The 17,599-nt window shown below is 71.9% G+C and carries 14 protein-coding genes; 4 read left to right on the top strand and 10 right to left on the bottom strand.

All coding sequences use genetic code 11. From position 1 onward, the window contains the following. Positions 1–3: 3 nt before the first annotated feature. The 8 genes from araA to MY520_RS06090 form a co-directional block, all read right to left on the bottom strand. The gene (gene araA / locus MY520_RS06055) at positions 4–1,515 is read right to left on the bottom strand and encodes an L-arabinose isomerase (RefSeq protein WP_436691100.1); all 1,512 of its coding nucleotides are present in this window, start codon (positions 1,513–1,515) and stop codon (positions 4–6) included. Positions 1,516–1,525: 10 nt separating this feature from the next. Continuing rightward, a complete protein-coding gene (locus MY520_RS06060; RefSeq protein ID WP_436691102.1) occupies positions 1,526–2,206 on the bottom strand; it encodes an L-ribulose-5-phosphate 4-epimerase in 681 nt (226 codons plus the stop codon). 99 nt (positions 2,207–2,305) lie between these two features. Next, positions 2,306–3,901, bottom strand: coding sequence for a xylulokinase (locus MY520_RS06065; RefSeq protein ID WP_436691104.1), 1,596 nt, complete (start codon positions 3,899–3,901; stop codon positions 2,306–2,308). 139 nt (positions 3,902–4,040) lie between these two features. Further along, positions 4,041–5,075 (bottom strand): LacI family DNA-binding transcriptional regulator, encoded by a 1,035-nt coding sequence (locus tag MY520_RS06070; protein WP_436691106.1) that lies wholly within the window; start codon positions 5,073–5,075, stop codon positions 4,041–4,043. Positions 5,076–5,158: 83 nt separating this feature from the next. Next, complete coding sequence (mmsB, locus tag MY520_RS06075) at positions 5,159–6,424, bottom strand: multiple monosaccharide ABC transporter permease (RefSeq protein WP_436691108.1); 1,266 nt, start codon at positions 6,422–6,424, stop codon at positions 5,159–5,161. After that, positions 6,421–7,959: a multiple monosaccharide ABC transporter ATP-binding protein gene (mmsA, locus tag MY520_RS06080; RefSeq protein WP_436691110.1), complete on the bottom strand. Its 1,539-nt coding sequence runs from the start codon at positions 7,957–7,959 to the stop codon at positions 6,421–6,423. The genes mmsB and mmsA overlap by 4 nt, the downstream gene beginning before the upstream one ends. 158 nt (positions 7,960–8,117) lie before the next feature. After that, complete coding sequence (chvE, locus tag MY520_RS06085) at positions 8,118–9,266, bottom strand: multiple monosaccharide ABC transporter substrate-binding protein (RefSeq protein ID WP_436691112.1); 1,149 nt, start codon at positions 9,264–9,266, stop codon at positions 8,118–8,120. A gap of 322 nt (positions 9,267–9,588) precedes the next feature. Beyond that, complete coding sequence (locus MY520_RS06090; protein WP_436691114.1) at positions 9,589–10,524, bottom strand: DUF5926 family protein; 936 nt, start codon at positions 10,522–10,524, stop codon at positions 9,589–9,591. A gap of 214 nt (positions 10,525–10,738) precedes the next feature. Between MY520_RS06090 and MY520_RS06095 the strand changes: the two genes are divergently transcribed. Next, positions 10,739–11,947 (top strand): cytochrome P450, encoded by a 1,209-nt coding sequence (locus MY520_RS06095; RefSeq protein WP_436691115.1) that lies wholly within the window; start codon positions 10,739–10,741, stop codon positions 11,945–11,947. On the opposite strand, the gene MY520_RS06100 is transcribed toward MY520_RS06095, so the two are convergent. Then, positions 11,937–13,229, bottom strand: a complete 1,293-nt coding sequence (locus MY520_RS06100) for a PIN-like domain-containing protein (protein WP_436691117.1) — start codon at positions 13,227–13,229, stop codon at positions 11,937–11,939. The genes MY520_RS06095 and MY520_RS06100 overlap by 11 nt on opposite strands. A gap of 336 nt (positions 13,230–13,565) precedes the next feature. On the opposite strand from MY520_RS06100, the gene MY520_RS06105 reads away from it, so the two are divergent. Then, complete coding sequence (locus MY520_RS06105) at positions 13,566–15,182, top strand: long-chain fatty acid--CoA ligase (protein ID WP_436691119.1); 1,617 nt, start codon at positions 13,566–13,568, stop codon at positions 15,180–15,182. Between the two features lie 19 nt (positions 15,183–15,201). On the opposite strand, the gene MY520_RS06110 is transcribed toward MY520_RS06105, so the two are convergent. Then, positions 15,202–15,531, bottom strand: a complete 330-nt coding sequence (locus tag MY520_RS06110) for a rhodanese-like domain-containing protein (protein ID WP_436691199.1) — start codon at positions 15,529–15,531, stop codon at positions 15,202–15,204. Between the two features lie 55 nt (positions 15,532–15,586). On the opposite strand from MY520_RS06110, the gene MY520_RS06115 reads away from it, so the two are divergent. Both MY520_RS06115 and MY520_RS06120 read left to right on the top strand, forming a co-directional pair. Next, on the top strand, positions 15,587–16,096 hold the full coding sequence (locus MY520_RS06115) for a PH domain-containing protein (RefSeq protein ID WP_436691121.1): 510 nt from the start codon (positions 15,587–15,589) through the stop codon (positions 16,094–16,096). Then, complete coding sequence (locus tag MY520_RS06120) at positions 16,093–17,574, top strand: PH domain-containing protein (RefSeq protein ID WP_436691123.1); 1,482 nt, start codon at positions 16,093–16,095, stop codon at positions 17,572–17,574. The genes MY520_RS06115 and MY520_RS06120 overlap by 4 nt, the downstream gene beginning before the upstream one ends. Positions 17,575–17,599: the final 25 nt, after the last annotated feature.

A 17,599-nucleotide genomic window follows, 5' to 3' on the forward strand; every position in this document is an offset into this window, starting at 1 on the left:
GGGCTACAGGCCCTGGGCGAGGCGGTGGTAAGCGGCGCTCCAGCGCAGCTCCTTGGCCAGCGACCGGCGGGTGGTGTCGGCGTCGATGAGGACCAGTTCGGTCGAGAACACCTCGGCGAGGTCGGTGAGCTCCTCGGCGCCGATCGCCGTCGACAGCACCGTGTGGTGCGGGCCACCCGCGGTGAGCCAGCCCTCGGCCGACGTCTCGAAGTCCGGCCGCGGCTGCCACACCGCGCGGGCCACCGGCAGGTTCGGCAGCGGCTCGGCGGGCTCGACGACGTCGATCTCGTTGGCCACCCAGCGGAACCGGTCGCCGAGGTCGCACCAGCCCACCACGACGCCCTCGCCCGGAGCAGCGGTGAACACCAGCCGCGCCGGGTCCTCGCGGCCGCCGATCGACAGCGGGTGCACCTCCACCTGCGGCTTGTCGCCGGCGATGGTCGGGCAGACCTCGAGCATGTGCGCGCCGAGGATGGCCGGGGTGTCCGCGGCCAGGTCGTAGGTGTAGTCCTCCATGAAGGAGGTGCCCCCGGGCAGCCCGGCGGCGGCGACCTTGAGCGTGTGCAGCAGCACCGCGGTCTTCCAGTCGCCCTCACCGCCGAAGCCGTAGCCGTCGGCCATGAGCCGCTGGACGGCGAGGCCCGGGAGCTGGCGCAGCCCGCCGAGGTCCTCGAAGTTGGTGGTGAAGGCGCCGAAGCCGCCGTCCTCCAGGAAGGTGCGCAGCGCGGCCTCGATGCGGGCCTGGTACCGCACCGCCTCGTGCTTCGGCCCGCCGGGGCCGGCGTCGGAGGCGAACTCGTAGAGGTCGCCGTACTCGGCGACCAGCGCGTCGACGGCGGAGTCCTCGACGGCGTCGACCACGGCGACCAGGTCGTTGACGCCCCAGGTGTTCACCGAGACGCCGAACCGGATCTCGGCCTCCACCTTGTCGCCCTCGGTCACCGCGACGTTGCGCATGTTGTCGCCGAACCGGGCCAGCCTGAGCGACCGGACGGCGGCGGCCGCGGCGGCGGCCCGCGCCCAGGAGCCGACCCGCGCCCGCACCCGCGGGCTGTCCACGTGCCCGGCGACCGTCGTCCGCGGCATGCGCAGCCGGGTCAGGATGAACCCGTACTCCCGGTCGCCGTGGGCGGCCTGGTTGAGGTTCATGAAGTCCATGTCGATCGTCGCCCACGGCAGGGCGGCGTCGGCCTGGGTGTGCAGGTGCAGCAGCGGCTTGCGCAGCGCGTCCAGGCCGCTGATCCACATCTTCGCCGGGGAGAAGGTGTGCATCCAGGTGATGACGCCGACGCACGCCGGGTCCTCGTTGGCCTCGCCCATCGCCCGGCGGATCGCGCCGGCGTCGGTGAGCACCGGCTTCCAGACCACCCGGATCGGGACCTCACCGGCCTGGTCGAGCGCCGCGGCCACCTGCTGGGACTGCGAGGCGACCTGCTGGAGCGTCTCCTCGCCGTACAGCCCCTGGCTGCCGGTCAGGAACCACAGCTCGTGCCCGGTGAACGGGTCCGTGCGCATCAAGCCTTCCTCACTGTCCGTAGACGTTCTGGTAGCGCGCGTACAAGGAGTCGATGTCGGTCCGGTCGATGGGCAGCGGCTGGCCGAGCTGGCGGGAGAAGTGCACCGTCCGGGCGACGTCCTCGGTCATGACCGCCGCCTTGACGGCGGCCTTCCCCGACGGCCCGATCGTGAAGACGCCGTGGTTCTGCATGAGGACCGCCGGCGACCGGGAGCCGCGGAGCGTGGCCACGATGCCCTGGCCGATGGAGTCGTCGCCGATGAGGGCGAACGGGCCGATCGGGATGGGGCCGCCGAACTCGTCGGCCATCGCGGTGAGCACGCAGGGGATCTCCTCGGCGCGCGCCGCCCAGGCCGTGGCGTACGGGCTGTGCGTGTGCACCTGCCCGTTCACCTCGGGCATGTGCCGGTAGACGTAGGCGTGCGCGTCGGTGTCGCTGGAGGGCTTCTTCACGCCGTCGACGGCGTTGCCGTCGAGGTCGCAGACCGTGATCCCCTCCCAGGTCAGCTCGTCGTACTCGACCCCGCTGCCCTTGATGACGAACAGGTCCTCGCCCGGCACCCGCTCGGAGACGTTGCCCGACGTCCAGGTCACCAGCGCGTAGCGGGTCAGGTAGGCGTGCAGCGCGGCCACGTGCTCGCGCTGCGCCCGGTGCGTGCCCCGCTCGGTGCGGGATCGGGTGGTGGTCATACCGGCTGCTCCTCGGGACGTGCTGCGGACGTGGTCTCGGCGTCGGCGTACGGGGTGCGCGCGCTCGTACCCGCGGCCGCAGTGCTCACTGACAGGGACTCACACGCATGTCACGGCGGCTCGCTCGACCGGGAGCCCGGCGACGTACCGCTGCATGAACGCGTCGAAGCCGGCGACGTCGGCCGGCTCCGGCCGAGCGGTATGCAGGCTGGTGCCGGTGAAGACCGTCGTGTCCAGGTAGTCGGCCAGGGTCTGTCCCGGCGTGCGGGCGGTGGCGAAAGCGGCCAGGACGGCGATCCCCCAGGCGCCACCCTCGGCAGCGACGTCCCCGACGGACACCGGGGTGTCGATCGCGGCGGCGAGGAAGCGTTGCGCCACGCCCTTGGTCCGGAACAGGCCGCCGTGCGCGAACATCCGGTCGAGCCGCACGCCCTCGGTCTTCTGCAGGACGTCCATGCCGATCCGCAGCGTGGCGAGGGACGCGAACAGGTGCGTCCGCATGAAGGTGCCGAGGTCGAACCGGCTGTCGGGGGACCGCACGAACAGCGGCCGCCCCTCCTCGAAGTCGGTGATCGGCTCCCCGGAGAGATAGTTGTAGGCCAGCATCCCGCCGCCGTCGGCGGCACCGTCGAGCGCGGCGGAGAACAGGACCTCGAAGATCGCCGACGAGTCCGCCTCGGCACCCAGCGCCCGGGCGAACTCGGTGAACAGACCGACCCAGGCGTTCAGCTCACTGGCCCCGTTGTTGCAGTGCACCATGGCCACCGGGTCGCCGGCCGGCGTGGTCACGAGATCGAGTTCGCGGTGCATCCGGGTGAGTTCGCGCTCGAGCACGACCATGGCGAAGATGCTCGTTCCCGCGGAGACGTTGCCGGTGCGCGGCGCGACCGAGTTGGTGGCGACCATCCCCGTGCCCGCGTCACCCTCGGGTGGGCAGAGCGGGACGCGGGGACGCAGCCGCCCGGTCGGGTCGAGCAGCTTCGCGCCCGCCTCGGTGAGCTCGCCGGCCGGCTGGCCGGCGGACGCGATCCTGGGCAGCAGGCCGACGAGGCTCAGCTCGACCCCGGCCTCCGCAGCCAGCTGGTCGAACCGGGCCAACATCGTGCCGTGGTAACCGCCGGTGCCGGCATCGACGGGGAACATGCCGCTGGCATCGCCGATGCCGAGCACCTTCTCGCCGGTCAGCTGCCAGTGCACGTAGCCGGCCAGGGTCGTCAGGTGATCGAGCGAAGCGACGTGGTCCTCGCGGTCCAGGATCGCCTGGTAGAGGTGCGCGACGCTCCACCGGTGCGGGATGTTGACACCGAACTCCGCGCTGAGCCGCTCTGCCGAGGGGCCCGTGTTCGTGTTCCGCCAGGTGCGGAACGGCGTGAGCAGCTCACCGTCGGCGTCGAACGCCAGGTAGCCGTGCATCATCGCCGACACGCCGAGCGCGCCGACTCCTGCCAGCTCGACCCCGTGGCGTCGCCGTACGTCGTCCGTCAGAGCCGCGACACTCTGCTGCACCCCTGCCCAGACGGCCTCCAGCGAGTACGTCCACCGCCGCTCGACGAACTGGTTCTCCCAGTCGTGGCTGCCGACCGCGAGCGGAGCGTGGTCCGGACCGACGAGCACTGCCTTGATCCGCGTCGATCCCAGCTCGATCCCCAGGGCCGTGCGGCCTCCGGTGATCGCCCCGCCGACATCCATCGTCATCTCTCGCGACCCCTTCGCCACAGAGTGGTGAGCTCGGTTCCCTGGTTCCCGGTGGTGAGCGAAGCACCGCCGGTCCCCGTACCTCGCCGTCGCGGGCGACGTCCGGCAACGGGCATGTTAGCGCTAACACGGACGGACGTCACACCGCGCGGCCCGGTACCGACCCGGTGCTCGACCGGATCAGCAGCTCGGCCGGCACCGGGTCGGGGTGCAGCTCCTCACCCCGCAGCCGGGCCAGGACCAGCTCGACACCACGCCGGCCCAGCTCGGCGAAGTCCTGCCGTACGGTGGTCAGCGGCGGGGTGAAGTACGGCGACTCGGGCAGGTCGTCGAAGCCGACCACGCTGATGTCGCGGGGCGCGTCGAGCCCCTCCTCGTGGAACGCCGCGAGCAGACCGAGCGCCATCTGGTCGTTGGCCAGGAAGACCGCGCTGATCGCCTCGCCGTCCCGCACCCGGCCGGCCAGCCGCTTGCCGGCCACGTACCCCGACGACGGCGTCCAGTCGCCGCCCAGGTGGTCCGGCACCGGGGCCCCGGCCATGGTCAGCTCGGTGCGCCAGCCCTCGATGCGGTCCCGCGCCTCCTGCGAGTCGGCCGGCCCGGTGACGTGGTGGACGGTGCGGTGACCGAGCTCGAGCAGGTGCCGGGTGGCCTGCCGCGCGCCGGCCACCTGGTCCACGCCGACGGCCGGCCACTCCTTGGACCCCCCGCTCTGCACCGCGACCAGCGGCACGGGGGCGTCCAGCCCGTGCAGCGCCTCGGCGGCGTCGTCGTAGGTGCCCAGCGCGACCACGGCGTCCACCGACTGGGCGACGAAGCGGTCGAGGGCCTCGCGCATGGCCCCCGCCGTCGCCTCGTCGAGCACGGTGACGCTCAACGAGTAGCCGGCCGTGCGGGCGGCCTGCTCCAGACCGACCAGCGTCTGCGCCGGGCCGTACTGGTTGATGTTGACCGTGACGAAGCCGATCGTGCGGGTCGATCCGGTGACCAGCGCCCGCGCCGCGGTGTTGGGCCGGTACCCCAACTCGCGGATGGCCCGCTCCACGCGCTCGCGGGTCTGCGGAGCGACGTTGCGGTGGCCGTTGATGACCCGCGAGACGGTCTGGTGCGAGACACCGGCGCGGGCGGCGACGTCGGACATGACCAGCGCGCGGGACGCCCCGTCGGGCTCCACCGTTCCCACTCCCCTCGTCGGGTGCCACCGGTCCGGTGGTGTCGGGGGCGGCCCCGCGGCATGCCGCGGGGCCGCCCGACGGCTCAGCGGGAGCTGCCGGCCCGCCGCTTGTTGTAGACGTCGAAGGCGACCGCGAGCAGCAGCACGAGGCCCTTGACCACCGACTGGATGGACTGGTCGATGCCCATGAGCTGCATGCCGTTGCTCATGACGGCCATGATCAGACCGCCGACCATGGCGCCGACGACGGTGCCCACACCGCCGGTGACGGCCGCGCCACCGATGAAGCAGGCGGCGATGGCGTCGAGCTCGAACATGTTGCCCGCGCCCGGCTGGGCGCCGTTGGACCGCGACGAGAAGACGACGCCGGCGACCGCGGCCAGGAAGCCCATGTTGACGAAGATCCAGAAGTTGACCGCCCGGACCTTCACGCCCGACAGGGTCGCGGCGGCGAGGTTGCCGCCGATCGCGTACACCTGGCGGCCGAACACGGTCCGGTTGGTGATGACGCCGTAGGCGATGATCAGCACGGCGAGGATGATCAGCACGATCGGCAGGCCACGGGCGTGCGCCAGCTGCCAGGCGAACCACATGACCACCGCGCCGACCAGGACGATCTTCGCCACGAACAGCGGGAAGGACTCGACCGGCTGCTGGTACTTGATCCGGGCCAGCCGGGTGCGGAACTGGCTGTAGGCGTAGCCGGCGACGGCGACGCCCCCGATGAGCAGGGTGAACGCGTCGTAGCCGTTGCCGCCGAGGAGCCCGTTGAGGAAGCCGCTGGCGATCCGGCTGTACTCCGACGTGAACGGCGAGAGCGAGATGTTGTCGAGCACCTGCAGCGTGAGCCCGCGGAACAGCAGCATGCCGGCGAGGGTCACGATGAACGCGGGGATGCCGACGTAGGCCACCCAGAAGCCCTGCCACGCGCCGATCGCGAGGCCGACGGCGATCGCCGCGAGCGCCCCGGCCCACCACGGCATGCCCTGGCGGATGACCAGGACGGCGGACGTCGCGCCGGTGAGCGCGACCACCGAGCCGACCGACAGATCGATGTGGCCGGCGATGATCACGATGACCATGCCGATGGCCAGGATCAGGATGTAGGAGTACTGGAGGACGATGTTCGTGACGTTGCCGGGGGACAGCGACGTGCCCCCGGTCAGGATCGCGAACAGCGCCACGATCACCACGAAGGCGACGTAGATGCCGCTCTGCCGCAGGTTGCTCGTCAGCAGGGCGCGGACGTCGCTGGTGCCGGCGTGCAGGGCGACAGCGGGCGCGACGTCCTTGGGCCCCGTCGAGGTCTGGGCCTCCGGCTCCGACGAGGGGGGCACGGTCCTGGTCATGCCGCCAGCTCCTTCTCCTTGGTCATGAGCTCCATCAGGTTCTCCTGGGTCGCCTGACCGACGGGCAGTTCACCGGTGATCCGGCCCGCGGACAGGGTGTAGATGCGGTCGCAGACCCCCAGCAGCTCGGGCAGCTCGGAGGAGATGACCAGCACCGCCTTACCGGATGCGACCAGGCGGTTGATGATCGTGTAGATCTCGTACTTCGCACCCACGTCGATGCCGCGGGTGGGCTCGTCGAGGATGAGCACCTCGGGGTCGGTGTACAGCCACTTGGACAGCACGACCTTCTGCTGGTTGCCGCCCGAGAGCTTGCCGACGACCGAGGCGACGCTCGGGGCCCGGACGTTCATGCTCTTGCGGTAGCCCTCGGCGACCTTGATCTCCTCGTTGCCGTTGACGAAGCCCCTGGTGGCGAGCTTGTTCAGGGCGGCGGCGGAGACGTTGCGCCGGATGTCCTCGATGAGGTTGAGGCCGTAGTGCTTGCGGTCCTCGGTGGCGTAGGCGATCCCGGCGTCGATCGCCTCGGCGACGTTCTTGGGCCGGACCTCCTTGCCGTGCACGAACATCCGGCCGGTGATGTTGCGGCCGTAGGCCCGCCCGAAGATGCTCATCGCCAGCTCGGTGCGCCCGGCGCCCATGAGGCCGGCGATGCCGACGACCTCCCCGGCCCGGACGGTGAAGCTCGCCCCGTCGACGATCTTCCGCTCCTGGGTCGGGTGCCAGACCGACCAGTCCTCGACCCGCAGCACCTCCTCGCCGGGGTGCGACTCCCGCTCCGGGTAGTAGCTCTCCAGGTCGCGGCCGACCATCCCGCGGATGATCCGCTCCTGGGTCACCTCGCCGGCATGCAGGCTCAGCGTCTCGACCGTCTTGCCGTCGCGGATGACCGTCACGTTGTCGGAGACGGCCGTGATCTCGCCGAGCTTGTGCGAGATCATGATGCAGGTGATGCCGCGCTCCCGGAGCTTGCGCAGCAGATCGAGCAGGTGCGCCGAGTCGTTGTCGTTGAGCGCGGCGGTCGGCTCGTCGAGGATCAGCAGCCGCACGTCCTTGGAGAGCGCCTTGGCGATCTCCACCAGCTGCTGCTTGCCGACGCCGAGCTGGCCGACCGGGATGACCGGGTTCTCGTCCAGCCCCACCGAGTGCAGCAGCCGGGCGGCCTCGGCATTGGCCTTGTTCCAGTCGATGAGGCCACCGCGCCCCTTGCGCTCGTTGCCGAGGAAGATGTTCTCGGCGATCGAGAGATAGGGCACCAGGGCGAGCTCCTGGTGGATGATCACGATCCCGACGTGCTCGCTGTCGCGGATGCCGTTGAAGCGGACCGGCTGACCGTCGAGGACGATCTCGCCGTCGTAGCTGCCGGAGGGGTACACCCCCGAGAGGACCTTCATCAGGGTCGACTTGCCGGCGCCGTTCTCGCCGCAGATGGCGTGGATCTCGCCACGCTCCACGGCCAGGGTGACGTTCTCCAGCGCCTTGACGCCGGGGAAGGTCTTGGTGATGGAGCGCATCTCCAGGATGTGATCGGCCATGGACCTCGTCGTCCTCGTCTCGAGCGCTGCGGTGTGGAGCTGTGCTGTCAGGATCGTCGTCCTCCGGCGTTGCGGCGCGCCGAACGGGGAACGACCCCGGTGGTACCGGCCGGGCCCGGCAGCGTCGCTGCCGAGCCCGGCCGGGCTCAGGGGAGAGGTCAGTCGGCCTGGCCGCTGGCGACCTCTTCCTCGGTCCAGTACTCCGTGTCGATCAGCACGGACTGGATGTCGTCCGCGAACACCGTCTCGACGGGAAGCAGGTAGGACGGGACGACCTTGACGCCGTTGTCGTACGTCTCGGTGTCGTTGGCCTCGGGCTCGTTGCCCTCGGCGAACGCCGTGGCGGCGACGACGGCCTGCTCGGCCAGCAGACGGGTGTCCTTGAAGATCGTGGAGCTCTGGACACCGTCGCGGATGAGCTTGACCGAGGCGATCTCGGCGTCCTGACCGGTGACGGGCGGCATCGGGTTGGCGGCGTCGAGCGTCGGGCCGTAGCCGGCGTTCTGCAGCGCGGTGATGATGCCGCGGGAGATGCCGTCATAGGGCGACAGGACACCGTCGACCCGGGAGCCGTCGTTGTACGTGGAGGTCAGCAGGTCCTCCATGCGCCGCTGGGCGGTCTCCTGCTCCCAGCGCAGGATCGCGGCCTGCTCGATGCTCGTCTGACCGGACTTGACGACCAGCGTGCCGCTGTCGATCAGCGGCTGCAGGACCGACATGGCGCCGTCGAAGAAGAAGAAGGCGTTGTTGTCGTCCAGCGACCCGGCGAACAGCTCGATGTTGAACGGGCCGGTGGCGGTGCCGGGCTGCCCTTCCGGGGTCTGCAGGCCCAGGCCGGTGAGCAGGGCGTTGGCCTGCGCGACGCCGACCTGGAAGTTGTCGAACGTGACGTAGAAGTCGACGTTCTCGCTGTCGCGGATGAGCCGGTCGTACGAGATGACCGGGATGTTGTTGGACGCCGCGTTCTCCAGCTGACCGGCCAGGGCCGTGCCGTCGATCGCCGCGATGACGAGGATGTCGGCACCCTCGGTGATCATCTGGTCGATCTGCTGCGACTGGGTGGGGATGTCGTTGTTCGCGTACTGGAGGTCGACGGCGTACCCCTCGCCCTCCAGCTGCTCCTTGACGTTCTCGCCGTCGGCGATCCAGCGCTCGGAGGTCTGGGTCGGCATGGACACGCCCACCGTCAGGTCCTCCGCGTCGCCGCCGCCGGCGCCCCCGCTACCGCCGGCGCCCTCGCCGCCGCACGCCGCCAAGGTCAGCGCCAGGGTGGCACTGAGGGCGGTGAAGCCGAGCCTCTTGCTCACGTGATCTCCTCCTCGAGACTTCTGCGCGCTCGACCCGGCGCAGGCCCGCCCGTGGCGAGCGGAGACAGTGTGAGCGTTAACAACGGGTGCCCGTCAACCCCTGGACGACAAGTCATCGTCACGGTCTCGTAACGCTGCAGCCGTTCGAGTGCACTACGTCGCGACGCGGCGGGCCGGCGGCTGCTGTCCGGTGACGACAGCGGACCGCGAGTGCCGCCGACTCCCACGACTTTCGGCGCGGAAAGTCCGGGCCACCCCACCGACTTTCGACGCGGAAAGTCCGACCGACCCCGGACTCCCCGTGCGGGAGTCCGGGGCGAGCTCAGCGGAGGGTGATCTGGCGGGACAGCAGCCCGGCGCGGGCGCGGCGCTCGTCGGGGGTCAGCGGTTCGGTGGCGGCCAGGGCCTGCTCCAGCCGGGACTGGAACTCCGACGCCGGCCCCGTCCAGTCGGCGGCCGGGGCGTCGGCCGGCAGGTCCCACACCGGGACGACGAGGCCGTGCGCGCGGAACGCACCGGCGTAGCGGGTGCCCTCGCCGAGGGTGATCTGCTCCGCCGCCCGCAGTCGGGCCAGCGCGTCGAGCAGCCGCTCCTCGGCCTCCGGCCGCACCCAGCGCAGGTGCGCCCGCTCCGCGCCCGGCCGCACCCAGTAGGCGGCACCGAGCCCGGGCAGCAGCTCGGTGGGCAGCACCGCCGCGTTGGCCTGCTCCAGCCCAGCCTGCGCGGCCGGTCCGGCGTCGGTGCCCTCGAGCCAGAACCCGAAGTCCGGGTGCACGGTGACCTCGAAGGGCGCGTCGAGGTCGAGCAGCTCCTGCAGCCGGGGCCCCGCCGATCCGGCGCCGCCGATCGGGCCCGGGTCGACGGGGGCGCCGGCCGGTGCCTCGAGCGCCGCGGCCAGCGCCGTCCCGAGGTCGCGGCTGACGTCGTCGGAGGAGGTCTGCAGCTGGACCCCGAGCATGATCTCCCCGCTCGCCCGGACCAGGGCGGGGGCGCCACCGGGCAGCACGCTGGCGAGGGTGACGTCGCGGCCGTCGGCCGTCCTCAGCGGCACCGTCGCGGCGGGCACCAGCTCGCGCAGCGCCACCCAGTGCGGCTCGCCGGGCAGGCCCTCGAACGGCCGGGTGACCGGCGGCGCGTAGCCCGAGCCGTGGCAGTGCTTGTACCGGCGGCCCGAGCCGCAGGGGCACGGCGCCTTGGGGTTGACGTCCCCGTCGGCGGCGGGGGCAGCGGAGCGCTTTCGTGTCGCGGAGCGGGCCATGGCACGAGCCTACGGAGCGGCCGTTCCGGCCCCCGTCCAGAGGCTCCGGCCCCGTCCAGAGGCTCCGGCCCCGTCCAGTGGCTCCGGCCCCGTCCAGAGGCTCGCCCCGAGCGTGCGAGGGGTGAGGAGGACGGGGCCCTCGACGAGGCGGGAGGGGACAGGGGCCCTCGACGAGGCGGGAGGGGACAGGGGCCCTCTCACTAGGCTCCGGGTGGTGACCAGCACCGCCCCCCTGCTCGATCTCACCGACCCCGCCGTCGTCGCCGACCCCTACCCGGCGTTCGCGCGGGCACGGGCGCACGCGCCGGTGCAGTGGCACGAGGGCCTGGGCCTGTGGCTCGCGTTCACCCACGCGGAGTGCAACGCCGTCCTCCGGGACCGGCGGCTGGGCCGGATCTGGCGGGACAAGGAGCCGGCGGAGCGGTTCGCGGACTTCAACCTCATCCACCGCAACGCCATCCTGGAGATGGAGCCGCCGTCGCACGCCCGCCTGCGCCGGCTGATCAGCACGGCGTTCGCCCGCGGGCACGTCGAGCGGCTGCGACCGTGGGTGGAGCAGCTGGCCGGCCGGCTGGTCGACGAACTGGTCGAGCGCTCCGGCGGGTCAGAGCCGGTCGACGTCCTCTCGGGCATGGCCGAGCAGCTGCCGGTCGACGTCATCGCCGAGCTCCTGGGCGTGCCGCAGGTCGACCGTCCGCTGCTGCGGCCGTGGTCCAACGCGATCGTGAAGATGTACGAGTACGGGCGGACGACGGCCGTCGAGGAGGCCGCCGAGCGCGCCGCGGGCGAGTTCGTCGCCTACCTGCGCGAGCTGGCCGCCGACCGTCGCCGCCACCTCGGCGACGACCTGGTCAGCCACCTGGTCACCGTCCGCGACACCGAGGGCGACCGGCTCACCGAGGACGAGCTGGTCACCACCTGCATCCTGCTGCTCAACGCCGGCCACGAGGCGACGGTCAACGTCACCGGCAACGGACTGCTGGCCCTGCTCCGGCACCCCGACCAGCTGGCCCGGCTGCGCGCCGACCGGGCGCTGCTGCCGACGGCGATCGAGGAGCTCATGCGCTTCGACTCCCCGCTGCAGCTGTTCGAGCGGACCGCCACCGAGGACGTCGGGATCGCCGGCGTGACCGTGCCGCGCGGCCAGAAGATCGCCGCCCTGCTGGGCGCGGCCAACCACGACCCCGCCGTCTTCGCCGACCCGGAGACGCTCGACGTCGGCCGCACGGACAACCCGCACATCTCCTTCGGCGCCGGCGTCCACTTCTGCATCGGGGCGCCGCTGGCCCGCGTGGAGCTGCAGGCCTCCTTCGGCGCGCTGCTGGACCGGACGGCGCGGCTGGAGCTCGGCGGCGAGCCGGTGCGGCGTCCGGAGTTCGTGATCCGGGGCCTGGCGGAGCTGCCCGTCGTGCTCAGGCGGTAAGTGGGGAGTGATCCGGCGGTCCAGGACGGTGCACGGAGGCCCGCGCGATCTCCGGCGGCACGGCGAATCGCTGCGCCTTGCCGGGGCCGTCGTACTCAGCACTGAGAGCCCAGGTCAACGACGGACGGATCACGGCTCGGTCTGCGAGCTCGCGCTGGACGTTGCGAATCGCCCGAGTGAACCCCGTCATCTTCGCGTCAAGCGACCACCCGAGGAGAGACAGCACCTCTGAGCGGTCGAGCACCCCAGTGGGGACCTCAGCGGCAGCGAGCATGACGTCAGCACGACGGGGATAGCCCAGCTCACGTAGCCGCGCGACGACAGCTGCGAACTCGTGTGGCTCCCAGGTCTCGGTGGGAGTCTCGGTCTCGCCGACCTCCGCTGCGCCGACCCCGCTGTCATCGATGGCGCTCTCTTCGAGCTCCGACGTCGGGTCGTTGGCCAACGCGGTCAACAATTGGTCGAGGGTCAGCGTTCGGAAATCGACGCCGGCCCGGCTCCGCATCTCGTCGACGAGCTCGAAACGCGCACTGATCGGCGCGTTCTTGCTCAACAGGCGCCACCAGTCCTCTTTGAGGTCGTTGGTGACCAGCACAACGGCGCGGCCGCTGGTCTTGGCGCCGGCGACCAACTGCTCCCACAGGAAGTAGTCACCGAAGCCGCCGTCCGCCTTGGCAGCGTCCATGTAACCGGGCGGCTGCCTGCGGGCGAAGCGGCTCAGCCCCTGCTGTCGAATCCGTTCATCCTCCTCCAACGTGAAAGGAGCCCCGGTCCGGCCTGCGAACATCTCGCTCAGTGCCGCCAGTACGGCGTCAGAACTCGGGTCGGCGAGCGCTCGTCGAGCCCGGCTGGCCGCGGAGCGCACGCCGATCGCCTGCCGCAGGGATGTGAACGTCTCATCGACCAGCCGACTGAGATCAGCGCGCTCCGTGGAGTCGATGTCCCGGGCGGCCTCTGCAATCAGCTTCTTGACCGAAGTCTCCGCCGTAGCGAGGCCTTGTGTCGGATTGGCGGTCATGACTTCCCGGAGAACCTTGTCCCGGTTCAGCCAGAACTCCCTCTGCACCTGGGCAGGAAGGAACAGTTGATCCTGGATCTTGCGAAGCGCAGCCAGGATGTTCTCGGTGCTCGACCAGTGCACCCGGTAGAGGCCCAGCAGGGCATTTGTGTCGAGTGCGATCAAGCGACCGGCGAGAGGTGTCGTCGACGCATCACCAATCTGTTCGCCAAACACCTCATAGCCCGATCCAATCGACCGTACTGCAACAGCTGACTCGCTCATGGTCCCCTCTCGGGCGCTCCGGTCAGAGACGTTGCCAGGACCATACGGACTCATCCGAATCGCGGACGTGAGACACGTCAGTCCGGTTCTGGGTTGACGACCGCCACCCTCGCCGCAGCGCCGCCGTCCTAGTGGTCTGTCGCGCGGTCGGCGACCACACCGCGAGGACGGCGATCACCTGGCGAGGGCGGCGTGATCGGCCACCGGGCCCGCCGCGTGGTCGCCGGACCCGCGCTGCACCGCGGCTCCGGCGACCACGGGGGAAGGTCCGTCCGCTCGGGCAGGCAGGTGGTCACCTGTGGATCGTGAGCAGGCTCACTGGCACGATCTGAGCCCATGCGTGGGCTGATGCAGGACTATCCCCTGACCATCGATGCGATCTTCCGGCACGTCGAGCAGCACTACGGCGACGGGACGATCGCCACGGCCGGTCCCGGCGGCATCACGCGCAGCACCTACGCGGAGTGGGCGCAGCGCACCCGCAGGCTCGGCGGCGTGCTCGACACGCTCGGGATCAGCGCCGACGGCCGGGTCGGCACGTTCGCGTGGAACTCCCAGCGGCACCTGGAGCTCTACTTCGCCGCGCCGTCCACCGGCCGGGTGCTGCACACCCTCAACGTCCGGCTCTTCCCCGAGCAGCTGACCTACATCGCCAACCACGCCGAGGACGAGGTCGTCTTCGCCGACCGCACCGTGCTGCCGCTGCTGTGGCCGCTCATCGACACGATGAAGACGGTCCGGCACGTGGTGGTCATGGACGACGGCGGGGACAACGAGATCCCCGACGACCCGCGGATCCTGGACTACGAGACGCTGCTGGCCGAGGCCGAACCGGTCGAGTTCCACGTCGAGGACGAGAACTCCGCCGCGTCGATGTGCTACACGAGCGGCACCACCGGCAACCCGAAGGGCGTCGTCTACTCGCACCGCTCGACCTGGCTGCACACCATGGGCGTGATGGCGCCCAACGCCTTCGGGCTGGCCATCCGCGACGTCGCGATGCCGGTCGTGCCGATGTTCCACGCCAACGCCTGGGGGATCGCACAGGCCGCGCCCGCCGCCGGCGCCTCGCTGGTCATGCCGGGGTCGATGATGCAGCCGCAGGCGCTGGCCGACCTCATCGTCGACGAGGGCGTCACCTTCACCGCCGGCGTCCCGACGATCTGGCAGGGCGTGCTGCCGCACCTGGCCGGCCGCCCGCACGTGCTGCGCGAGATCGGCTGCGGCGGCTCGGCGGTGCCCCGGGCGCTCAGCGAGGCCTACCGCGAGCAGGTGGGCCTGCCGATCCTGCAGGCCTGGGGAATGACCGAGACCCACCCGGTCGCCTCCTCCGGCGTCCTCCCCCGGCGGTTCGTGGACGCCGACGAGGACACCAAGGCCACCCAGCGCGCCCGTGCCGGCATCCCGTTCCTCGGCGTCGAGGCGCGCATCGTCGACGCCGAGACCCTCGAGCCGCAGCCGTGGGACGACGAGGCCACCGGCGAACTGCAGGTCCGCGGGCCGTGGTGTGCGCAGGACTACTACAACCCGGACGCCGGGGTGGTGCTGTCCACGCCGGACGGCTGGATGCGCACCGGCGACGTCGCGGCGATGGACGAGTACGGCTCGATCCGGATCGCCGACCGCACCAAGGACCTGATCAAGTCCGGTGGTGAGTGGATCAGCTCGGTGGACCTCGAGAACGCGATCATGAGCCACCCGAAGGTGAAGGAGGCCGCCGTCGTCGGCATCCCGCACCCGAAGTGGGACGAGCGCCCGCTGGCCTGCGTCGTCCTCAAGCCGGGCGAGTCCATGACGGAGGACGAGGTGCTCGAGCACCTCAAGCCGCTGGTCGCCAAGTGGTGGCTGCCCGACGCCGTCACGTTCATCGACGAGGTGCCCAAGACCAGCGTCGGCAAGTTCTCGAAGAAGGACCTCCGCGCGAAGTTCGCCGACTTCGAGCTGCCGAGCTGACGGACTCCCCGCGCGCGGCCTAACGGACGAAGGGGGGCCGGCCGGTCTCGCTCACCAGGGGCCGGCCGGCCGCCTCCCACCCGCCCATGCCGTCGCCGACGTTCACCGCGTCGTAGCCGTTCACGTTGAGCCACGCGGCCACCCGCGCGGAGCGGCCCCCGCTGCGGCAGATCACGTAGAGCGGGTCGGCCTCGGGGATGTCGTCGAGCCGCGCCGGGACGTCGCCCATCGAGATGTGCGTGGCGCCGTCGATGTGGCCGTACACCCACTCGTCGTCCTCCCGGACGTCGAGGACGACGGCGTCCTCCGGGAGCTCGGCGGCGGAGACGGTCGGGACCTGCAGCGGCATCACGTCCCCATGATGCACACGGCCGCCGCGCGTCCGGCTGCCAGGATGGACGGCGATGACCGCCTCTCCCGCCGCCCCCGTCCGCGACCCGGCCTGGTCGCTGTCCCGCGCGGCGATCGGCCTCTGGGTGACCGAGGGGGTGCTCGGCGCGCTGTTCTCCGGAGCGCTGGTGGCGGCCTTCGTCCTCTTCGTGCCCGTCGGCGGCCCGGTGCCGGTGCTCCGCTGGCTGCTGCCGGCCCTGGTCGCGGTGTACGCGGTCGTGGCGATCGGCGTCCGGCCGTGGTTCCGCCACCGGGTGCACCGCTGGGAGGTCACCGACGAGGCGGTCTACACGCTCACCGGCTGGCTGACCCGCACCTGGACGCTGGTGCCGGTCTCCCGGATCCAGACCGTCGACGTCACCCGCGGCGTGCTGCAGCAACTGTTCGGCCTGGCCACCGTCGCGGTGCTCACCGCCTCCAGCCAGGGCACGGTGCGGGTCTGGCACCTGGAGGCCGACGTCGCCGCGCGGGTCGCCGACGACCTCGCCCGCCGCGCCGAGGCCGTCCGCGACGAGGCCACGTGAGCCAGGCCGCGGCACCCGCGCGGCGGACCTCGCCGCGGATCGTGCTCGTGCACACCGCCACCTTCCGGCAGGCCCGCCAGCTGGTGCCGGTGCTCATCCCGGTCGTCGCGGTCACCGGTCTGGACGACGGGCTGACCACGGTGGTCGTCCTCGCCGGGACCATCACCGCGCTCTCCCTGCTCGCCGCCGCGCTCAGCTGGTGGCGGTTCAGCTACGCGGACGGGCCGACGGCGATGGTGGTCACCCGCGGCCTGCTGGCGCGGTCGGTGCGCACCGTGCCCAACGACCGGATCCGCGGTGTCGAGGTCGAGACGCCGCCGCTGCACCGGCTGTTCGGGCTGGTCCGCGTGCGCGTGGACGCCGCCGCGGGCGCGGTGGGGGTGAACGAGGAGGAGGTGGTCGTCGACGGCGTCCCGCGGGCCGAGGGCGACCGGCTGCGGGAGTGGCTGCTGGCCCGCCGCGGCGCGGCACCGGTGGACGACGCCGCGCGGGAGGAGCCGGCCGAGGAGGTGTTCGCCCGCTTCGACAACCGCTGGCTGCTGTACGCGCCGCTCGTCGGCAGCTACCTCGTCGTCCCGCTGGCCGCCGTCGGCACGCTGTTCCGGTTCGTCGACGAGCTGCCCGACGGCCTGGTGCCCGACGTGGAGGGACCCGACCTCTCCGACACCCAGCTCCTCGTCCTGGCCCTGCTGGCCGCGGTGCCGCTGCTGGCGCTGGCCGCGGTGGTCGGCGCGGCGGTGGTCAACTGGCGGTTCCGGCTGGTGCGGCGGGGCGGGTCGCTGGTCGCCGTCCGCGGCCTGCTGACCCGGCGGCACACCGAGCTGGAGGTCGACCGGATCCGCGGCGGCACGATCAGCGAGGGCCTGGGCATGCGCTGGGTGCGGGCGGCCCGGGTGAACGCGCTGGTCACCGGGCTCGGGCAGGCCAACCGGCGGGGGCAGCTGCTGCCGCTGGGGCCGCGGACGGAGGCCGGGGCGCTCCTGACGCGGCTGGTCGAGGACCCTGGCCCGCTGCAGCTGCACCCACCGGGGGCCCTGCGCCGGCGGCTGGTCCGCGCGCTGGCGACGGGCCTGCTGGTCACCGCGCTGGGCGGGCTGGCCGCGGCGACGCTGGGCTGGTGGTGGGTGCTCGTCGCCGGGGTGGTGCTCACCGTGCTCGGCGTGCCGATGGGGATCGGCCGGTACCGGGCGCTCGGCCACCGGGCGGGACCGCGGTCGTTCAGCGTGCGCAGCGGCTGGCTGGTGCGGGAGCAGGCGGTGCTGCAGCGCCGCGCCGTGGTCGGCTGGCAGGTGCGGCAGAGCGTGTTCCAGCGCCGGATGGGCCTGGCCACGGTGGTGGCCTGCGTCGGCGCGGGCAGCGGGGGCTACCCGGCGGTGGACATGGCGGCCGGTGAGGTGGCCTCGTACACCGCGGCCGCGTCGTCGGGCACGTGGGCGGGGACGCTCGCGGGCCGAGTTCCTGTCGGTGGGCGGTCCTAGGGTCGCGGCGTTGCCCCGCCGAGAG

Origin of the sequence: Geodermatophilus sp. CPCC 205506, assembly GCF_051383635.1 — a bacterium.
Lineage (GTDB): Bacteria > Actinomycetota > Actinomycetes > Mycobacteriales > Geodermatophilaceae > Geodermatophilus.

What these genes read in the sequence shown, in the direction of transcription:
- araA (WP_436691100.1), bottom strand. Translation starts at nt 1,515, where the DNA reads ATGCGCACGGACCCGTTCACCGGGCACGAGCTGTGGTTCCTGACCGGC.
- MY520_RS06060 (WP_436691102.1), bottom strand. Translation starts at nt 2,206, where the DNA reads ATGACCACCACCCGATCCCGCACCGAGCGGGGCACGCACCGGGCGCAG.
- MY520_RS06065 (WP_436691104.1), bottom strand. Translation starts at nt 3,901, where the DNA reads ATGACGATGGATGTCGGCGGGGCGATCACCGGAGGCCGCACGGCCCTG.
- mmsB (WP_436691108.1), bottom strand. Translation starts at nt 6,424, where the DNA reads ATGACCAGGACCGTGCCCCCCTCGTCGGAGCCGGAGGCCCAGACCTCG.
- mmsA (WP_436691110.1), bottom strand. Translation starts at nt 7,959, where the DNA reads ATGGCCGATCACATCCTGGAGATGCGCTCCATCACCAAGACCTTCCCC.
- MY520_RS06090 (WP_436691114.1), bottom strand. Translation starts at nt 10,524, where the DNA reads ATGGCCCGCTCCGCGACACGAAAGCGCTCCGCTGCCCCCGCCGCCGAC.
- MY520_RS06100 (WP_436691117.1), bottom strand. Translation starts at nt 13,229, where the DNA reads ATGAGCGAGTCAGCTGTTGCAGTACGGTCGATTGGATCGGGCTATGAG.
- MY520_RS06105 (WP_436691119.1), top strand. Translation starts at nt 13,566, where the DNA reads ATGCGTGGGCTGATGCAGGACTATCCCCTGACCATCGATGCGATCTTC.
- MY520_RS06110 (WP_436691199.1), bottom strand. Translation starts at nt 15,531, where the DNA reads ATGCCGCTGCAGGTCCCGACCGTCTCCGCCGCCGAGCTCCCGGAGGAC.
- MY520_RS06115 (WP_436691121.1), top strand. Translation starts at nt 15,587, where the DNA reads ATGACCGCCTCTCCCGCCGCCCCCGTCCGCGACCCGGCCTGGTCGCTG.